This is a genomic window from Sphingomonas sp. FG14 (assembly GCF_057809675.1).
The window spans coordinates 198,968-215,938 of sequence record NZ_JBMDKK010000006.1; the positions used below are offsets into that span (position 1 = coordinate 198,968).

Sequence of the window (16,971 nt, forward strand, 5' to 3'; positions counted from 1 at the left end):
GGTCGAGCCCGTTCTGGAACGAAATGCCGGGTCCCCCTATTCGCAGAGTCCCGTAGGGGTTCGTTCACGCCATGTATTGGCCGCCATTCACATCGAGCGTCGCGCCGGTGATGAAGCCCGCTTCCTCCGCGGCGAGAAACACGGCGCAACGCGCAATTTCGCCCGGGCTGGCAAGCCGTCCGACCGGTATGCGCGAAACGATGGAGGCCAGGATTTCAGCAGGTACGGCGCGCACCATTGCGGTGTCGGTATATCCCGGTGCGATTGCATTCACGGTGACGCCGGCGCGCGCACCCTCAAGTGCAAGCGAACGCGTAAAACCGAGAATTCCGGCCTTGGATGCCGCATAATTGGTCTGGCCATATTGGCCCGCCTCGCCGTTGACGGACGAGATGCTGATGATCCGTCCCCATCCACGCGCGCGCATCGCGGCGAAAACGGTCTGACTCATGTTGAAGCAGCCCGTGAGATTGGTCTCGATCACCTCGTGCCAGTTCTCGATCGACAGTTTCGCCAGACTCGCATCGCGCGTGATGCCGGCGTTATTGATAAGGATGTCGATGGGTCCGAGCGCCGCTTCCACTTCGGCCACGCCGGTGAGGCAGGCATCATGATCCGCAACCGACCAACACCAGCTTCTTATCCCTGTCCGTTCCGTGAAGCCGGTGGCGCGTGCCGTGTTCCCACAATAATTGGCCCCGACCGTGTAGCCGAGCGCCGCCAGCGCTTCGCAGACAGCCGCACCGATGCCGGTCGTGCCGCCCGTTACGAGTGCCACGCGTTTCACAGCGAGACCCATTCTTCATCTCCGGATGATCGCCGGTCGCGCCTGGTGGATTTTCCACCACGCGTCGCTACGCAATGTTCCCAGGGGCCGCGGCCGGCTCGGCCGGCGGTGCGCGCAACGCTCCACGAAACTGTTCGAGGCGATTGCGATATCCTTCCGCATCCCCGAACTCCAGAAAACCCAGATAGCGGTCATGGGGGCTGCTGATGCGTACGGCGTGCTTGATCGGGCACCAATATTGTTCGGTGCGGCTCGCTATCTCCCGCACATAGGCGGCGACGCCGTTTCCGTAGCCACAATAAAGGCAATTGAACGCCTCGATCCAATTGAGATAGGCGAGGTTTCCGCGATCGAAGGCGATATAGTCCCGGCGACGGACGCGCGGGATATGATAGGCGCGGAAGCAGATCGCCTGATAGAGACTGGCCCAGAGATCGAGCAGGATGAGCGGGATGACCATCGAGTAAATGACCGGCGCGGTCAGGATCACGCCGAGCGACGACCTTGCGAGAAATCCGGCAACGCCCTTCCGCAATTTGCGATGCTCGGCGACGATGCCATGCTCGAACTGGACGAGCCGATCCCTGAGCTTCCAGCCCAGCACCTTGCGCCGACGTTCGATTTCGCGATCGAGTTCGCCCTGAAGCCGGACGATCTCGCTCGCCAGTTCTTCCATGCGCTTGGTCATGGGGTGATCAGCACCTTCAGTGCGCAGGTATTGGCTGCGTTGCCGAAGGTGTCGTAAGCCTTGTCGATCTCGGCGAGCCGAAAGCGATGCGTGATGAGCCGGTCCGGGGCCAGTGCGCCCGATTGGACGGTCTTGAGCAGCATCGGCGTCGTCGCCGTATCGACGAGCCGGGTGGTTATCGTGATGTTGTGCGACCATAGTCGTTCGAGGTGCAGATCCGCCTTGGCGCCGTGGACGCCGATATTGGCGATGACGCCGCCTGGAGCCACCAGTTCCTGGCAGAGTTCGAACGTCGCCGGGATACCGACCGCCTCGATGACGGTATCGGCGCCTTTGCCTTCGGTCAGCGATTGCACCTGTGCGACCAGGTCGGCCACCGCGCCGTCGATGGCATGGGTCGCACCAAAACGGCGCGCGACGTCAAGGCGGTGCCGGTCGCGATCGATCAGGATGATCCTGGCGGGCGAGTAGAATTGCGCCGTCAAGAGCGCAGCCAGCCCGATGGGGCCCGCACCGACGATGACGACGCTGCCGCCCGGCGCCACCTTACCGTTCAGCACACCGCATTCGAAGCCGGTCGGCAGGATATCGCTGAGCATGACCAGTGCCTCCTCCGCAACGCCATGAGGCACGCGATACAGGCTGGTATCGGCATGAGGGATGCGCACGAACTCGGCCTGTGTGCCATCGATCGCGTTGCCCAGGATCCAGCCTCCCGTCTCGCAATGCGAATACATGCCGCGACGACAATAACCACAGCGTCCGCACGCCGTGATACAGGAAATCAGGACATGATCGCCGGGTGAGAAAGCCACGACCCCGCTTCCGACTTGCTCGACGATACCGACCCCTTCATGGCCGAGCACCCGGCCTGGCTGGCATGTCGGCACATCGCCCTTCAAGATATGCAGGTCCGTTCCACATATGGTGGTGTGCGTGATCCTGACGATCGCATCTCCGGGCTCCGCGATCACCGGCATCGCGTGCTCTTCCAGGCTTTTCCTGCCGGGACCCCGATAAACCAATGCTTTCATTGCCCATCTCCACCGAATCATGGCGACGACAAAAATCGCGCTGGTCGAGGGACGGGCCTATTGGGGGATTTACGGACAGAGATCGTTTTCGAAGACCCTTATCCTGCAGACGCTCATCAGCATTGCGAAAGGAAGAAACATGTCTGCGCGCTGGATTTGGATTATCGCCCTGCTCGGTCTTGCGGCCTGCGAGCCTCGCGATGCAGCAAAACAACAGGATGGTGCGGCACAGGAACAGAGCAACCAGGCGGCGACGGTGGCGGCCCTTCCCCAGGGGCAGCGCGACGGCGTCTTCTTTCGCGCGATCCGCGACGCAGGTCTCAACTGCCAGGACGTGATCGCTGCCGAGGCGCTCCCCTCCGAAGGCGGCGCCGCGCAATGGCGAGTCACCTGCGAGGACCATGAGCAGCATCTGATCTCCATTCCGCCCCAAGGCCCCGCTACCGTTGCGAGCCGGGCCGGCCGCTGATCCCCGTACCGGCAACCGCAATCGGCCGCCGGCGCCACGATTGACCGAACCCGGAAGGCTCCGCGATGGTCGAGATGACAGCCATGGTTATCGACGCGGCGGGGCAGCGGCTTCATGAGCGTCATACGGTGGTCCCCGAGCCGATCGGCCATGAACTGCTCATCGAGGTGGCAGCGTGCGGCGTGTGCCGAACCGACCTTCACATCGTCGACGGTGAAATCCCCGCCCGTTACCCGATCGTTCCCGGTCACGAGATTGTCGGCCGCGTCCTGGCCATGGGCCCCGATGCGAGGGGGTTCGCAATCGGCGATCGGGTGGGCGTTGCATGGCTTGGACAGAGTTGCGGAAAATGCCCATATTGCCGCATGGGCCGGGAGAATCTGTGCGACGCTCCTCAGTATACCGGCGCCGATCGCGATGGCGGATATGCGACACACACTGTCGCCGACGCCCGTTTCTGCCTTCCCGTGCCACCCGGCTATGACGATGCGGAGGCTGCTCCCCTGCTGTGTGCCGGACTGATCGGATATCGCTCGCTGCGGCTCGCCGGCGAAGCCAAGGTCATCGGACTCTACGGCTTCGGGGCTGCAGCCCATATCATCGCGCAGGTTGCACGCTGGCAGGGCCGGTCAGTCCTTGCATTCACCCGCCCCGGCGATCGCGAGGGCCAGGACTTTGCACGCGCGCTCGGTTGCAAATGGGCCGGCGGGTCGGATGAAATCCCACCCGAGCCGCTTGATGCGGCAATCATCTTCGCCGCGGTCGGCGCGCTCGTCCCGACCGCGCTCAAGGCGACCAGGAAGGGCGGCCGCGTCGTATGCGCCGGCATCCACATGAGCGACATACCGAGCTTTGCCTATGCGGATCTGTGGGAGGAGCGCTCGATCATGTCGGTCGCCAACCTGACCCGAGAAGATGGTCGCGACTTCCTGGCGATCGCTCCGCAGATTCCGGTGCGGACACATGTGTCGCGCTTTCCACTCGCTCGCGCGAATGACGCGCTGGAGGCGCTGCGCAATGGCCGGATTGCCGGCGCGGCGGTGCTCATTCCCTGAGCCGATAGCGCTCCACCCTTACGCAGATTCACCAATACCGGCCGGCGTGCCGCCCATCCTAATCTGTGCTCGACGCGATACAGGAGGCAATGATGGCCGGCACGCGATCCGGGACGGCTTCGCAGCACACAGATCAATGGAGCGGATTTGCAGCCGCATATACGCTTCCATTCATGATCACGGCGCGCTGCTGGGATTCCTGGCTACGTGCTGCCTGGACCATGCCGGCCGAACCGCCGCACCATGAGGGGCACGACCAGCTCGAGGTTCCGGAGCCCTTTGAAATGGAGGGCGAGCCGGGCCTCTTTGCCTGAGCGCTTGCGTCACCGCACGACAAGGAGATGCACGATGAATGAGTTGACAAAGACACCTCGCGGCTCTGTTTCGCCGGTCGTTCCTGCACCGCTGAACTGGCTGCGCGGCGAAATCGATCGACTGTTCGACGATTTCGGCCAGCCGGGACGCAGCATCTTCAACTTCGCGTCCCGGGCGGCAGGGCCGGCCCCGGCAATGGAACTGGTGGACCGCGGCAAGGACTATCAATTAACGGCCGAAATTCCGGGCCTGACCGACAAGGACATCACCGTGGAACTTGCCGATGGCGTCCTGACCATCGCCGGCGAAAAAGGCGAAACCTCCGAACACAAGGACGGCGACTGCCTGATGACTGAGCGGCGTTACGGAAGCTTTACGCGCCAGTTCACGCTTCCAGTGGATGCCGATGCCGAGACGATCGACGCAAGGGTCAAGCACGGCGTTCTGACGATCAGGATCGGCAAGGACGAAAAGGCGCCTCCCGAGTCGCGAAAGATCGAGATCAAGGGTTAGGAGCAGGTCCGAATGTCGGCCCGCTCATCGAGTGGGCCGACAAACTTGGCGCTGATGGCGGATGCTTCACGCTTCTGTCAGGATTTCTCCCTCCGCCAGCTTCAATTAGCCGGACTAAAGCCAGTGTAGGCACCACTACGGCAAAGCCCAATCCCTACTTAAATCACAACCTCAAATCTTGGCCATTGATGCTGACGACGGACAAATTTGGCAGAGTTAGAAGCACGAAAGCTATCGATAGAAAATCTCAATCGATAATTTGAGCGAAACCAGCGATACCTCGCGACAACGGCTGGCCACGTGTTGGCTTCGCAGCTCCACGAACGTCTTCAATTTTGCCCAAGCCTCCGACAATCGATTCCATTGCTTGGACACAAAGGGCGACATCTTCGTCAGCCAGTGCGTACCAGACCAATTTTGCCTCCTTGCGCGTTTGAACGAGGTTGGCGCGGCGCAACTCGCCCAGTTGCTGGCTAAGCGCCGGTTGCGCGATGCCGGTCGCTTCGCCGATTTCCGAGACGTTACGTTCCCCGCGCAACAGGCACGACAGAATCATAAGGCGCTGCGGTTGCGCAAAGACCTTCAGCTTTTCAGCAGCGACGATCGCAGTGTCGCGGTCTTCATAAAATGCCGCTTTCATGGCGCGTCCACAAAACGGCAAAACCAGTCCTGACGATCTCCAGGGACGTCGGAGGGCATACAGAGGAGCGGCTGTCCGTCTCGCCACCCTTCCGGCGCCAGGGTGTCGGCTCCGTCCACTGCTTTCAATGCTTTGAGCAACCGCAGCATCTCGTCAATCGAACGCCCCACATTGTGGGGGTAGCAAGTGATCGCTCTGATGACGCCTTCGGGGTCGATGAAGAATGTCGAGCGCATCGCCATGCTGTCGGCCGATTGCTCATCGATCATGCCATAGGCACGCCCGATCGCCATGCTTGGATCTTCTATGATGGGAAACCGGACATCGGCTCCCAACGTCTCGCGGATCGCTCTGACCCACGCCATGTGCGAGTAAAGGCTGTCGACCGACAGCCCCAGCAGCGAGGTTTCAAGCACGTCGAACTCCGACTGGCGCCGGGCAAGTTCGGCAAATTCCGTGCTGCAGACAGGCGTGAAATCCGCGGGATGTGAGAAGAAGATCACCCATCGCCCTCGCAGCTTGGAGAGCTGGATTTCGCCGGTTGTCGAGCGCGCGCGGAAATCCGGCGCGGGCTCTCCGATACGCGGCGACCGGCACTCGATCCTTTGATTGGTTTCCATCGCGCTTCCTTCGACTCTCTCTTCGCTTGACGCAACAAGATTATTCGATTACACGATATATGTAAATGTGAGTTTATGAGGTTTTCCGTGACCGACTCCGCCCTCCAAGCCGCATCGTCGCAAATCTCGGCCACTCAGGTCGGCACCCCGCAGATCAAGGCGTTTTTCGACGAACCGACCTTCACGGTGACCTACGTCGTTCACGATCCCGAGAGCCGACGTGGCGCGATCATCGACAGCGTGCTGAACTATGATCCGGCTTCAGGTCGCACGTCCTTCTCCGCAGCAGACGCAGTTCTCGATTATGTCGGGAAAAAGGGACTTTCGGTCGACTGGCATCTGGAGACCCATGCCCATGCCGATCACTTGTCGGCCGCGCCCTATCTGCAGCAGAAGCTGGGCGGGAAGATTGCCATCGGCGAGCATATCGTCACCGTGCAGGAGACCTTTGGCAAGCTGTTCAATGCCGGCGTGGAATTCGAGCGTGACGGCTCCGATTTCGACCATCTGTGGAAGGATGGCGATCACTTCCGCATCGGCAATCTCGACGTCACCGTGCTTCATGTGCCGGGGCACACGCCGGCCTGCATTGCCTATGTGATCGGCGACGCCGTCTTTGTCGGCGATACCATGTTCATGCCGGATTATGGCACGGCCCGCGCCGATTTTCCCGGCGGCGATGCTCGCACTCTTTATCAGTCCGCCATGCGGCTCCTATCGTTGCCGCTGGAAACCCGGCTGTTCATGTGCCACGATTATCTCCCTGAAGGTCGCACCCACTATGTGTGGGAAACCACGGTCGAGGCGGAGCGCAAGTCCAACGTCCATATCCGTGACGGGGTGAGCGAAGACGAATTCGTCGCGATGCGCGAGGCCCGCGACAAGACGCTCGCAATGCCGCGCCTGATCCTGCCCTCGGTCCAGGTCAATATGCGCGCCGGGCACCTGCCGTCACCTGAAGACAACGGCATCACCTACCTCAAGATCCCGGTCAACGCGGTATGACGCTGCCCGGCTTTCCCGATGCAATGCCCGTTGCTGGATTTCTGGGAGGCCTGATGATCGGCCTTGCCGCCGCAATCATGTTGCTGGGCCTTGGCCGGATCGCAGGGGTCAGCGGCATGCTGGCCCGCGCCACGACCATCGCCGACGCGGGCGCGCCACGCGCTCTTGCCATCGCCTTCGTGGTGGGGCTGCCACTGGGCTCGATGCTGGTGACACTGGTTTATGGTGGCATTGAAACCCGTTTCGGCACGGGTATCCCGCAACTCATCGGGGCGGGGTTGCTTGTCGGCCTGGGCACCCGGCTCGGGTCGGGTTGCACCAGCGGCCACGGGGTATGTGGCCTTTCGCGGCTTTCGCTGCGGTCGATGGTTGCAACCTTCACTTTCATGGCCAGCGGCTTTGCGACGGTTGGTGTGATGCGCTTGGGAGGCTGGCTATGAGGCCGGTTGCGCTCGCGCTCGCGTCCGGCCTGCTGTTCGGCGCAGGACTTGCCGTTTCAGGCATGGCCGACCCTGCACGGGTGCGCGCCTTTCTTGACCTCTTCGGGGCATGGGACCCTACACTCGCTTTTGTGATGGCGGGAGCGATGGCTCCGATGGCGATAGCCTGGCTAATCCAGCAACGCATGACGAGGCCCATCGCGTGCAACGCCTTTGACCTGCCCGGCACCCGCCTGATCGACGGGAAGCTGCTTGCGGGCGCAGCGCTGTTCGGCATCGGCTGGGGCATTGGGGGCCTGTGCCCCGGACCGGCGCTGGCTGACTTGCTGATCGCCCCGTTCGAGGCCGGGATATTCGTGGTCGCCATGCTGGCCGGCATGACCATCCACCGCATCACCGCACAATGAGATAGCAGCCCCGCGCGGCAGCGGGTGGAGGAGCAATCATGGACAACAAGCCGCTGAACGCTGACTTTGCTGTATCGCCGCAGATTGAGGTCACCGATGTTCCCGCGATTGCGGCCAAGGGGTTTAAAGCGATCATCTGCAACCGGCTCGATGGTGAAGAGGAGGGGCAGACCACAGCTGATCAGATACGCGAGGCGGCGGAGCGAGCGGGCCTGTGCTTCGCTCATGTACCTGCGGTTTCAGGCGCGATTACCGACGCCAATGTCGATGCTATGGCGGAGGCGATTGCGGTCCTTCCCAAGCCGATCCTGGCTTTCTGTCGCTCCGGTGCTCGATCGACGAAGCTCTACCAGCTTGCAGGATTTCAAGCCCGTTCGGCTTCCCGTCCTCGCCTTCATGATGTCGTGATCGTCGGTGGCGGTGCTGCCGGAATTGCAACGGCATCCAGCCTCCTGAAGCGCAATCCCAAACTCGATATCGCCGTCATCGAGCCGTCAGAGGTGCATTACTATCAGCCGGGCTGGACGATGGTCGGCGCGGGGGTGTTCGACAAGGAATTCACGCGTCGCGCCGAAGCGCGGGTCATGCCCAAGGAGGTCACCTGGATCCGCACCGCCGCCTCCGGCTTCGCCCCCGACGAGAACAAGGTGATCCTCTGTGACGGTCGCGACCTCGGCTATCGGGTCCTGGTCGCCTGTCCCGGCATCACGCTCGACTGGAATGCCATACCAGGTCTGGCCGAAACGATCGGGAAGAACGGCGTCACCTCCAATTACGGCTACGATCTCGCGCCCTACACCAACCGGCTTGTCAAGGAATTCAAGGGTGGGCGGGCACTGTTCACCCAGCCTGCTATGCCGATCAAATGTGCCGGTGCGCCGCAAAAGGCCATGTATCTCTCCTGTCATCGCTGGGAAAAGGCCGGTGCCCTGAAGGATATCGACGTGCAGTTCCACACGGCCGGTAAGGTGCTGTTCGGCGTCGCAGCCTATGTCCCTGCGCTCATGGAATATGTCGAGCGTTATGGCGCGCACCTGAATTTTGAGTCGACGCTGGTTGCCATGGATGGAGCAGCCAAGGTCGCCACCTTCGAGCGCAAGGATGGCGATGGCACGCGGCGTGTCGATGAACGCTTCGACATGATCCATGTCGTACCGCCTCAGGTTGCGCCGGATTTTGTCCGGTCGAGTCCGCTCGCGGCCGCGTCCGGCTTCATCGAGGTTGACGAGGCGACGCTGCAGCATGTGCGCTATCCCAACGTCTTCGCGCTCGGCGACGCCTGTTCCGCCTCCAACGCCAAGACCGCGGCCGCCGCGCGCAAGCAGGCGCCGGTTGTGGCTGTCAACGTCCTTGCGGCGCTGGAAGGCAAGCAGCCGGTCGCCGACTATGATGGCTATGGCTCCTGTCCGCTGACAGTAGAGGCAGGCAAGATCGTCCTCGCGGAGTTCGGCTATGGCGGTAAACTGCTTCCAAGCTTCCCCAGCTGGCTGATCGACGGGACGCGCCCGTCCCGCCTGTCATGGCTACTGAAGGATACGATCCTGCCGCCGGTCTACTGGCATGGCATGCTCAAGGGGCGCGAATGGATGGTCGCGCCGCACGCGATCGAGAGGGCGTACTGAGCCATGCTGGAGCCGATGCAATATGCCCTCGGCGGTCTCTCCGGCGCGCTCGTCGGATTCGTGCTCGGGCTTGTCGGTGGCGGCGGATCGATCCTCGCCGTGCCGTTGCTGCTCTATCTCGTGGGGATCCGCAATCCGCATGAGGCCATCGGCACCAGCGCGCTGGCGGTCGCGGCCAATGCGCTCGCCGGCCTCTGGAACCATGCCCATGCCCGGACGGTGAACTGGCGGTGCGGGGGCATCTATGCGGCGGCCGGCGTGGTCGGCGCGCTCGGCGGATCGACGCTCGGCAAGAGCATAGACGGGCACAAGCTACTGTTCCTTTTCGCGATCCTGATGGTCGTGGTGGCTTTCCTGATGTTCCGTGGGCGCGGTGATCAGGGAGTCGAAGGCGCGCAATGCAACCGGGAGAATGCGAGCAAGGTCGTCGGCTATGGTCTCGGCACCGGCGCCTTTTCCGGCTTTTTCGGGATTGGAGGAGGTTTCCTCATCGTCCCGGGCCTGATCGCTTCCACCCATATGCCGATCCTGCGCGCGGTCGGCACCTCGTTGGTGGCGGTCTCCGCCTTCGGCCTCACCACCGCGCTCAACTACGCCGTGTCGGGCTATGTCCTGTGGGGCCTCGCCGGCGTGTTCATCGCGGGCGGCATCGTCGGAAGCGTCATCGGAACGCGCGCATCACAAGCGATGGCTACCGAAAAAGGCCGATTGAACAGCCTGTTCGCGGTCTTCGTGCTCATTGTCGCCATCTACATGCTATTCAAGAGCTGGTCCGAACTCACCAGCTGAACCGGGATCCATGGACGCCATCATTCTCGCCCGGGCACAGTTCGCCTTTACGGTCAGCTTCCACTTCCTGTTCCCTGCCTTTTCGATAGGGCATCCACCCCATCATCGCCGGCATCGCAAAGGAAACCGGGCTGACGCGCGAGGCGATCTACAAGGCACTCGGCGACAAGGGCAACCCGACGCTGACGACGCTGCTGGCCGTGATCAAGGCACTTGGCGTGAAGCTTTCAATCGCTGCATAAGAAGGCCCGAACATCCGAAAGGATGGGACGACGAGATATAGCGGGCACACGATGATAAGCAGTGAAGATCTGGAAAAATTCCAGGCGGAGACAATCAACGCCCTTGAACAATCCCAAGTGCGCCGCGCGGAAAAATTGCGGGCGTTGAGAGCGGAGATCACGGCGATCGAGAGCAGCGACGTTCCGGCGATCCAGGCATTGTCGCGCGCGCGCTCCGCCAAGCTAAAGGGCGATAAATGCCCGCGATGTTTTCTTTTCGACGGAATCTGGGCCGATCTGGTGCGCGACGATGAACCAGAGCCGGGTTATGAGCGGTGCTCCCTCAATTGCGGCTTCGCATATGAGCCCCGGCGTGGCGCGTAGGCGCGCGTCGTGCTATCGGCCCGAGCGGGATAGTCGTTCGCCTTGAACGGCGAGCGGCGCTGACGGCGATTGGCTTGCGGTCCGCGGCGGAACACTCCGCACCCGGCGAGCAAAAGGGAGACCATGAAAAACCAGGCCATAGTTGGCGCAGCCGCGCTGTTGACGATGGTCGCCGGCTGGAATTTCTATTCACCATATTACACGCTCAACCAGATGCGCTCTGCTGCCGAGGCGGACGATGCGGACAAGCTTGCAAGCTATGTGGATTTCCCCGCACTGCGCGCCGACATGAGGGCGCAGATCAGAGGAAAACTGGCATCTGAACCGATAACGGCGAAGGCGGGCGGTTCCGCTTCCCCGGACAGCGCGATCGCGAGCAAGATGCTCGACGGCATGGTGGACGACATCGTGACACCACGTGGGTTGCGGGCGGTATTCGTGGCGAACAAGTTGCTCGTAGCGAGGCAGGGCATCACAGCCATTGATGGCGCGCGGCCAGATCTGAAAGTGACGCGATCATCATTCAACAGCTTCGACGTTCACGCGCCCAATGACGACGCCGGACGGCTGATTTTCAAGCGCGACGGACTGGGCTGGAAGCTATCCGCCATGCGCATGCCGGCGGCGGCACACGCATCCGGCACCTGACAGGGCGCCTGCCCTTCGGCCCGCCAGCAACAGTGTATTGGGCTAAACCGCGTGAGGCGGGCCATATCGCGCCTTCGATCGCGCCCTTTGGGCCTCTGCGATCGAAACTCAGGTATCGCTTGGTATCAGGCCCGCCACACGGGCGCGTTCGGCATAATGATCGGCCAGGAAGAGCTGCTTTGCCTTTTCCACCTGATTGGTGCTTTTCGCGGCAGCTGCCCTGGCATCGGCTTCCATCTCAAGATATCGGCCGGTCTGAAATTTCGCTGTCATTTCGAGTCCTCGCAGCAAGCGGGAGCATGAAGACTCTCTGGCACCGTCGTGCTCGCGGCGAAATGACGGCGATGACACATGTTACACCAGCTTCGACAAGAGCGCAGCTTGGAATCGGGACGCTTCTTCTTCCGATCAGGAACGATCATTTTTGCATAACCGTCATCAACGGCGATTTTTCGGGGACCGTTTAGCGGCCGATAATCATAAATAAATCAGTACGATATCATCGCATCGGCTTCGATCCGACACGGAAAATCAATGTGAGCCAAGACCAATCCACCATCTGGAAATTTCCTCCATTTTGGATAGAACCTCTACCGAAACAATTTCCAGTGGGGAGGAAATATGTACGAAGTCGAGAATCAGGGCACGCCGGAGACGAACCGCTTCAATGCGGTGGAGTTGGCGGGCGATCTGACCATGGCCTGGCTTTCCAATCCCAACACACGCGCATCCGCAGAGGATGTGCCAGATTTCCTGAAATCCATGCACAGCGCGGTGGCGGAACTGGTGAGCGCGACCACGCCGCCGCCCGCCGCCCCAGCCGAGGCGGAGCCGGAATATGTTCCTGCGGTGAGCGTGCGCAAATCGCTCGGCTCCAAAAATCACATCATCTCGATGATCGATGGCAAGCCTTACCGGATGCTGCGTCGCCACCTGGCCGTCAACGGACTGACGCCTGACCAGTATCGCGAGCGCTATAATCTGAAACCCGATTACCCGATGGTTGCAGAGACCTATTCGGAAGCGCGGCGCAGCCTGGCGCTGCGCAGCGGATTGGGTCGCAAGCCCGGCGAGAAAGCACCCGCGAAGAAGCCGCCCGCCAAGGCCGCAACCGCGACCCGGGCGACACGCAAGCGCACGGCCGGAGACGCCTGAACCCACTGCCCGACAATGCGATCCGACCAGCAACGCTGGGCGTTCGCGCGCGATCTTATCGAGATCCACGGTGCGGACGTCAGCGCATTCATAGAGCGACGATTCCAGGCGATGCGCTCCGGCGGCAATGATGGAGGCCTGCAGTTCTGGCAGGACATCGCCGCCCGGATCGCCACGCTGTGCGGGCCGGGCGGCGGGTTTTGGCCCCAATAGTGCGGTGGCGGGGCGGCAGACTGCCAACCGCCCCGGCCTTGCCTAAAAGCGCCGCTGGCCGCCGCCCCAATTCCCGATGTCGCAGCGCCCGGAGAAGTCCGTCATGCCCTTTACGGTTATGAGGCCCGATCGGCGATCGATGGTCAGCCTTGGCTTGTTCATTCCGTTGAGACGATAGCTGGCGGTAATCTGATCGCGGCCGACGACCAGGTTCTCGAGATCCCACCAGCCATGATCGCCGCCCGAGTGGATCGGCGGCACAAGCTTTGGCCCCAGATGGATCCGGCCCTGATCGCCATAGAGCTCAATCTGGACGTCGCTGTTGAAGCCCTCCGTGCCGCTCGCCACCTGGTTGCCCCATTGCCATTTATGGCTGGAGTGGTTCCACGTGTAAGTGGGCTGCGTGGTTACCGTCGGGCGGTTTCCCGCGCCGTAGCAGACAAGGACCAGCGATTGCGGATCGCGAACGTCAGAGGGCGGCGGCGATGCCGCGTGATCGCCCCATTCGTCGTCGCGCGACCCGTCCGAGCAATTACCGGCCGGAACGCCGTTGATCGCGGCGTAGCGCCCTTCGACAGTCGACACGGAGATGCAACGCCCCGTGCGCTGGTTCCACCAGAAGGTGAAGCGCTGATCGCGCACGACCCTGGATTGGCGCGATTCATAGCCCCGCGAAAGAAGCTGGGTCTCACCGCCGGAGGCGCGGGCACCGACAAGATCTTCTACATCGGCGGCGCTCTGGGCGATGGCTGCGGTGCCGGCAAAGGCCGCGGCCAAAGCGGCGGGGACGAGGGCGTGGCGCATGTTCGATTCCTCCTGTTGCGCGGCAACGCTATCACCGGCCGCAAGGCCCGCAATGTTAATTTTCCCCTTACCCCAACGGCGCCGGGTCAATCTCCCCGTCTGTGCAATCGCTTGATCTAAATGGAATGTTAGAAGAATTTGGCCGATCGGAGGCGACATGCTGCGGGCAGTTCATCAGTGGCGCATCCGCACCGCCGCCGCAGCTTTCATCCGGCAGCAAACTCAGCTGGCAACAATGATCGCAAGAGCGACGAAGATGACGATGCCCTCGATCAGCCCGAGGCCAACATCCAGCACGGCGCGCGCGATCGACTGGTCCAGCTGCTGGCGGAACCAGCGAACCTGGACAACGAAAAAGAAGGTGATGGCGAAGGAGAAGCAGAGCGCGCCCCCGATCTTCTCCGACATAGCGGGCTGCATGACCAGCGAGGTGCCGAAGATGAAGGCGAGAGCCACGGGCGCCATGGCAAAGCATTGCGCATAAAATGGCGCTTTCAACGTGTCGCGATCGAGATTGAACTCACTTCGGCGGACGTAGCGGGTCGCGAGCACCAGCGGGAAGATACCGAACAGGGTTATGCGAAGCAGAAGCAGGGTGGTGTTGTCGTTGATCATCGCCGCAAAGCCATGATGGCTCGCGACAATCGGATTCGTGCCGTGAACCGCCAGCTCGATCGTCTGCCCCAGCAATACCGAAAGGATCAGCATCACGGGAGGGCTGACCGTCGAGCGGTATCGCGCATCCTCCCGAAGCGACAGCTGGTCCATGGCGTATTTCATCGTCGTGATCGGCCGGAAAATCGTTCGCCACAGCGTGATGGGAAAGAAGAGAGCCCAGCTCATCACCTCGTAAAGCAGTTCGTCGAGCGATCGCAGCAACTGGACAAAATGCATCCGGACGACCCCTGACAAACGCTTCAACACCAGCAGGCCGAATAAGCATCCTCACAGCGCGCATGTAAACCCAATGCGGAACGTGCGGCCTGGCCGGCAACAGGCTGCCCGATCCGGCCACCCCGAACGACAATGTCCGCGCGCGGGGCGTCGCCGGCATCGCAAAGGAAACCGGGCTGACGCGTGAGGCGATCTACAAGGCGCTGGTCGTGAAGCTGTCGATCGCCGCCTTGAGCGCCGTGGAGCTCGCGGCCTGCGTTTCGCCATTAGAATCGCGGCTTTGGCGTACGTTCTCTGTTGCGTTTGTCGGACACATAGCTTTGGCCCGTCTCTTCCGCCTTCACGATTTCGAACAGGCCGACCGCTTCGAAGAGCCTTGGGAAGTTCCGTGCTCCATAGTTCCGGGGATCGATCGGCGCCTGCCGCCTCGCCGCGCTGCCGGCGGCATCCAGGGGTGCCCAGCCGTCGTCGCCCGCAGTCGCCTCGACCGCGCCCCGAAGAACCGCGACGAGTTTGGCATCTTGGCTGAGTGGCGGCTTTGCGGCCTTGCCCTCAGAAGTTGCCCCGGCTTTCGACGATGATCTAGATGCAGCCGCGCGCGGCGGGGCGTCCATGGCCGCCTTTGCCTTGGGCTTCGCCGCCGTGCTCCCCTCTTCGCCCAAACTATCCAGGTAGAGGAAGGTAGTGCAGGCGTTGACGAAGGGATCGGGCGTCTTGCGCTCACCGAAGCCGTAGACATCGTGGCCGTTCGCTCGGAGCTGCATCACCAGAGGGGTAAAATCGGCGTCGCTGGACGCGATGCAAAAGGCATCGGGCTTTTGCGTGTAAAGCAGTTCCATCGCGTCGATCACCAGCGCCATGTCCGTGGCGTTCTTACCCTTCGAGTAGCTGAACTGCTGGATTGGACGAATGGCGTGCTCGTGAAGCCGGGAGGTCCACCCCTTCAACCCTGAGCTCGCCCAGTCGCCATAGGCACGGCGGATGTTCGCAACGCCATATTTGGACAGCTCGGCGAGCATCGCCGCGATCTTGCCATGCGAAACGTTGTCGGCATCGATCAACAGGGCGATGCGGCGGTTTGGCGTCGAACTTTCGGCATGGTCTGCGTTCACTACGGTCTCCCTTTGCACGCGACGAGCGCGCTCTTTCGTTTGACGCTACGCCATCTCGTTCGCGAGAGGAAAGCGGGCATTTCGTTGCTCGGCTTGCGTGGTCGCCAAGTTACTTTCAGCCCAGAGGTGGCTTTTCGAGCCAGGACCGCTATATGGAGATTGCTGAACGTCGCGTGCGACGGATAATGGGCCGCTCCGGCTCCTCCCTTTGTCCCTTTCTAGCTTCAAGACGCCGGGATGCGCCGCTGTTGGCGTGTGCCCGTCACATGGGACAAGGATATGCTCATGATCACCGGAACCGTAAAATTCTTCAACAACGATAAGGGCTATGGCTTCATTGCGCCGGAAGATGGCAGCGACGACGCCTTCGTCCACATTTCGGCCGTCGAGCGCGCCGGCATGTCTACGCTCAACAAGGACCAGCGTGTGTCTTATGAGCTGGAAACCGACCGTCGCGGCAAGACGTCCGCCGTAAACCTGCAGGGCGCCTAAGGTTGGATGGCGGACGCCACGGCGTCCGCCATTTGCCCAGTTAGCTATCAGGCTCCCGTATTGCATGAGCCGTTTGGCCGTTGGTGCTCGCACCGACCGTAGCTCGATCCTGAAAGGTCGTTATGTCCAGATTTCCCGTCGCTCCGTTCCTGATCGCCAAGGATGCGGAAGGCCAGTTCCGGATCACGATCCGCGACACGCGCTACAACTCTCAAAACTACCCCATCATGACCGCGCGATTACAGCCGGAGACATTCAAGAGCGCAATGGCCGCTCGTGCGCACGCCAAGCGTGAGTATGGCGCTGAGGCTGGACAGTTTGCGACCAAGTGACGCCGGTAGGGATGCATGCATGAATGACGGGGAGCATGATCTGACGGCGCAGCAGATGCTGGAGGCGCAACAAGCCCTCGATATCGCGGCGTTCAACGGGATTTTGAGCCTCGCTATCATTCTGCGAAAGCGCAACCTCCTCACCGACGCGGAAACCAAGAGCTTGCACGACATCATGAGCAAGCCGCTTGCGCTGCCGGGCAATGCGAACAACCCAATCGTGCAGGATGCCCAGCATAACCTCGATCAGCTATTTTCGCTCCTCATCGGCCGTGTTTAGGTGTTTGATCCCACGGTTTGATGGTGCGATCCTTTCATTGGAATGGAAGGAA

General features: G+C 61.6%; 25 protein-coding genes. 16 read left to right on the forward strand and 9 right to left on the reverse strand.

All coding sequences use genetic code 11. The annotated features are described in order from the left end of the window. Positions 1-64: 64 nt before the first annotated feature. The 3 genes from phbB to ACODTA_RS18580 all read right to left on the reverse strand — a co-directional run bounded on the left by phbB (position 65) and on the right by ACODTA_RS18580 (position 2,509). Positions 65-787 (reverse strand): acetoacetyl-CoA reductase, encoded by a 723-nt coding sequence (gene phbB / locus ACODTA_RS18570; protein ID WP_489067494.1) that lies wholly within the window; start codon positions 785-787, stop codon positions 65-67. A gap of 67 nt (positions 788-854) precedes the next feature. Continuing rightward, complete coding sequence (locus ACODTA_RS18575) at positions 855-1,475, reverse strand: hypothetical protein (protein ID WP_489067465.1); 621 nt, start codon at positions 1,473-1,475, stop codon at positions 855-857. Beyond that, complete coding sequence (locus tag ACODTA_RS18580) at positions 1,472-2,509, reverse strand: zinc-dependent alcohol dehydrogenase family protein (protein ID WP_489067466.1); 1,038 nt, start codon at positions 2,507-2,509, stop codon at positions 1,472-1,474. The genes ACODTA_RS18575 and ACODTA_RS18580 overlap by 4 nt, the downstream gene beginning before the upstream one ends. Before the next feature lie 19 nt (positions 2,510-2,528). Between ACODTA_RS18580 and ACODTA_RS18585 the strand changes: the two genes are divergently transcribed. From ACODTA_RS18585 to ACODTA_RS18600, 4 genes are all read left to right on the forward strand, one after another. Then, positions 2,529-2,978, forward strand: a complete 450-nt coding sequence (locus ACODTA_RS18585; RefSeq protein WP_489067467.1) for a hypothetical protein — start codon at positions 2,529-2,531, stop codon at positions 2,976-2,978. A gap of 74 nt (positions 2,979-3,052) precedes the next feature. Then, positions 3,053-4,033 (forward strand): zinc-dependent alcohol dehydrogenase family protein, encoded by a 981-nt coding sequence (locus ACODTA_RS18590; RefSeq protein WP_489067468.1) that lies wholly within the window; start codon positions 3,053-3,055, stop codon positions 4,031-4,033. A 92-nt stretch (positions 4,034-4,125) separates the two neighbouring features. Beyond that, positions 4,126-4,347 (forward strand): hypothetical protein, encoded by a 222-nt coding sequence (locus ACODTA_RS18595; protein WP_489067469.1) that lies wholly within the window; start codon positions 4,126-4,128, stop codon positions 4,345-4,347. Between the two features lie 34 nt (positions 4,348-4,381). Continuing rightward, on the forward strand, positions 4,382-4,861 hold the full coding sequence (locus tag ACODTA_RS18600; RefSeq protein WP_489067470.1) for an Hsp20/alpha crystallin family protein: 480 nt from the start codon (positions 4,382-4,384) through the stop codon (positions 4,859-4,861). 247 nt (positions 4,862-5,108) lie between these two features. Here ACODTA_RS18600 and ACODTA_RS18605 read toward each other — a convergent pair whose 3' ends face one another. Both ACODTA_RS18605 and ACODTA_RS18610 read right to left on the reverse strand, forming a co-directional pair. Then, a complete protein-coding gene (locus ACODTA_RS18605) occupies positions 5,109-5,501 on the reverse strand; it encodes an ArsR/SmtB family transcription factor (RefSeq protein WP_489067471.1) in 393 nt (130 codons plus the stop codon). Beyond that, complete coding sequence (locus ACODTA_RS18610) at positions 5,498-6,121, reverse strand: peroxiredoxin (protein ID WP_489067472.1); 624 nt, start codon at positions 6,119-6,121, stop codon at positions 5,498-5,500. Before ACODTA_RS18610 ends, ACODTA_RS18605 begins: the two co-directional genes overlap by 4 nt. Positions 6,122-6,208: 87 nt before the next feature. On the opposite strand from ACODTA_RS18610, the gene ACODTA_RS18615 reads away from it, so the two are divergent. From ACODTA_RS18615 to ACODTA_RS18645, 7 genes are all read left to right on the forward strand, one after another. Next, the gene (locus ACODTA_RS18615; RefSeq protein WP_489067473.1) at positions 6,209-7,126 is read left to right on the forward strand and encodes an MBL fold metallo-hydrolase; all 918 of its coding nucleotides are present in this window, start codon (positions 6,209-6,211) and stop codon (positions 7,124-7,126) included. Further along, positions 7,123-7,566, forward strand: a complete 444-nt coding sequence (locus ACODTA_RS18620; RefSeq protein ID WP_489067474.1) for a YeeE/YedE family protein — start codon at positions 7,123-7,125, stop codon at positions 7,564-7,566. Before ACODTA_RS18615 ends, ACODTA_RS18620 begins: the two co-directional genes overlap by 4 nt. After that, on the forward strand, positions 7,563-7,973 hold the full coding sequence (locus ACODTA_RS18625) for a DUF6691 family protein (protein WP_489067475.1): 411 nt from the start codon (positions 7,563-7,565) through the stop codon (positions 7,971-7,973). Before ACODTA_RS18620 ends, ACODTA_RS18625 begins: the two co-directional genes overlap by 4 nt. Positions 7,974-8,011: 38 nt before the next feature. Then, complete coding sequence (locus ACODTA_RS18630; protein WP_489067476.1) at positions 8,012-9,595, forward strand: bifunctional protein tyrosine phosphatase family protein/NAD(P)/FAD-dependent oxidoreductase; 1,584 nt, start codon at positions 8,012-8,014, stop codon at positions 9,593-9,595. A gap of 3 nt (positions 9,596-9,598) precedes the next feature. Continuing rightward, positions 9,599-10,384 carry a sulfite exporter TauE/SafE family protein gene (locus ACODTA_RS18635; protein WP_489067477.1) on the forward strand — a complete coding sequence of 262 codons (786 nt, stop codon included), beginning with the start codon at positions 9,599-9,601 and terminating at the stop codon, positions 10,382-10,384. 146 nt (positions 10,385-10,530) lie between these two features. After that, positions 10,531-10,626 (forward strand): hypothetical protein, encoded by a 96-nt coding sequence (locus ACODTA_RS18640; RefSeq protein ID WP_489067495.1) that lies wholly within the window; start codon positions 10,531-10,533, stop codon positions 10,624-10,626. Between the two features lie 486 nt (positions 10,627-11,112). Then, the gene (locus ACODTA_RS18645) at positions 11,113-11,637 is read left to right on the forward strand and encodes a DUF2939 domain-containing protein (protein ID WP_489067478.1); all 525 of its coding nucleotides are present in this window, start codon (positions 11,113-11,115) and stop codon (positions 11,635-11,637) included. A gap of 108 nt (positions 11,638-11,745) precedes the next feature. Here the strand turns inward: ACODTA_RS18645 and ACODTA_RS18650 are convergent, their stop codons facing one another. Further along, positions 11,746-11,910, reverse strand: coding sequence for a hypothetical protein (locus ACODTA_RS18650; RefSeq protein ID WP_489067479.1), 165 nt, complete (start codon positions 11,908-11,910; stop codon positions 11,746-11,748). Between the two features lie 348 nt (positions 11,911-12,258). Between ACODTA_RS18650 and ACODTA_RS18655 the strand changes: the two genes are divergently transcribed. Both ACODTA_RS18655 and ACODTA_RS18660 read left to right on the forward strand, forming a co-directional pair. Continuing rightward, entirely contained in the window at positions 12,259-12,792 is a 534-nt protein-coding gene (locus ACODTA_RS18655) for a Ros/MucR family transcriptional regulator (RefSeq protein ID WP_489067480.1), read from the forward strand. Positions 12,793-12,807: 15 nt separating this feature from the next. Continuing rightward, positions 12,808-13,005, forward strand: coding sequence for a DUF6961 family protein (locus tag ACODTA_RS18660; protein WP_489067481.1), 198 nt, complete (start codon positions 12,808-12,810; stop codon positions 13,003-13,005). Positions 13,006-13,047: 42 nt separating this feature from the next. Here the strand turns inward: ACODTA_RS18660 and ACODTA_RS18665 are convergent, their stop codons facing one another. From ACODTA_RS18665 to ACODTA_RS18675, 3 genes are all read right to left on the reverse strand, one after another. Further along, positions 13,048-13,968, reverse strand: a complete 921-nt coding sequence (locus ACODTA_RS18665) for a hypothetical protein (RefSeq protein ID WP_489067482.1) — start codon at positions 13,966-13,968, stop codon at positions 13,048-13,050. A gap of 63 nt (positions 13,969-14,031) precedes the next feature. Continuing rightward, a complete protein-coding gene (locus ACODTA_RS18670; protein WP_489067483.1) occupies positions 14,032-14,517 on the reverse strand; it encodes a hypothetical protein in 486 nt (161 codons plus the stop codon). Between the two features lie 452 nt (positions 14,518-14,969). Beyond that, on the reverse strand, positions 14,970-15,815 hold the full coding sequence (locus ACODTA_RS18675; protein ID WP_489067484.1) for an NYN domain-containing protein: 846 nt from the start codon (positions 15,813-15,815) through the stop codon (positions 14,970-14,972). A 285-nt stretch (positions 15,816-16,100) separates the two neighbouring features. On the opposite strand from ACODTA_RS18675, the gene ACODTA_RS18680 reads away from it, so the two are divergent. The 3 genes from ACODTA_RS18680 (at position 16,101) to ACODTA_RS18690 (ending at position 16,919) form a co-directional block, all read left to right on the forward strand. Then, on the forward strand, positions 16,101-16,307 hold the full coding sequence (locus ACODTA_RS18680) for a cold-shock protein (RefSeq protein ID WP_489067485.1): 207 nt from the start codon (positions 16,101-16,103) through the stop codon (positions 16,305-16,307). Between the two features lie 122 nt (positions 16,308-16,429). Next, positions 16,430-16,639, forward strand: a complete 210-nt coding sequence (locus tag ACODTA_RS18685) for a hypothetical protein (protein WP_489067486.1) — start codon at positions 16,430-16,432, stop codon at positions 16,637-16,639. A gap of 19 nt (positions 16,640-16,658) precedes the next feature. After that, positions 16,659-16,919: a hypothetical protein gene (locus ACODTA_RS18690; protein ID WP_489067487.1), complete on the forward strand. Its 261-nt coding sequence runs from the start codon at positions 16,659-16,661 to the stop codon at positions 16,917-16,919. The last annotated feature ends 52 nt before the right edge of the window (positions 16,920-16,971 follow it).